The sequence below is a fragment of the Haloferax profundi genome (assembly GCF_001469865.1).
GTDB classification, from domain to species: domain Archaea; phylum Halobacteriota; class Halobacteria; order Halobacteriales; family Haloferacaceae; genus Haloferax; species Haloferax profundi.
Genome location: NZ_LOPV01000608.1, coordinates 1 through 651 on the forward strand (window position 1 = coordinate 1; position 651 = coordinate 651).

Genomic DNA, 651 nt, shown 5'->3' on the forward strand with positions numbered 1-651 from the left:
CTTCTCGCTTCCGATGGAAGACGACTCTACGGATACAGAATCCGGAGTCCTCTACATTCGCCCGGAAGATATCAAGCTCAACGATGGAAGCGATGGGGAGACTACTTACTCGGGAACGATCAACAGTACCGTTCACCTTGGTTCAGTCACCGAGTACAAGGTCGAAGTCGGTGATCGGGAATTCCTCGTAACCGACCTCGGCGCCCCCCAATACACGAAAGGAGAGAGCGTGACTGTACGTTTCGATGATTACGGCCTCGTGGAGGGGTAGAATGTTGAGCGTCATAACTGATGCGACGGACGACCTCTTTACTCGGATTACGGGGTCTAGCTCGATGTCAGAGCGAGTGAGAGATTTCCTCCCTGCAATTCCGACCGCAGCCTACTTACTCGTCTTCCTGCTCATCCCGATACTCTACGCCGTGTATATCAGCTTCTTCGAGTACAGTGCGACAAGGATTATCAGTTGGAACTTCACCCTCAGCCACTACGAGAAGCTCCTGCTCGACCCATTCTACAGGGGCTTACTGTGGTACACCGTCCGACTATCGCTCATCGTCTCGGTCGCGTGTGTCATCGTTGGGTACCCCGTTGGGTACTTCATCGCGAAGACGACACCAATGCGTCGGCAAATTGGGCTCTTCGCCGTGT

Annotated in this window: 1 protein-coding gene and 1 pseudogene; both read left to right on the forward strand. The window is 53.8% G+C overall.

What is annotated here, in order from left to right:
* Nucleotides 1-271: TOBE domain-containing protein (locus tag AUR66_RS17695; protein ID WP_197409860.1), on the forward strand; the 271-nt coding region annotated here is incomplete at its 5' end.
* A gap of 1 nt (nucleotide 272) precedes the next feature.
* A pseudogene (locus tag AUR66_RS17700) lies at nucleotides 273-651 on the forward strand (hypothetical protein); the annotation flags it as partial.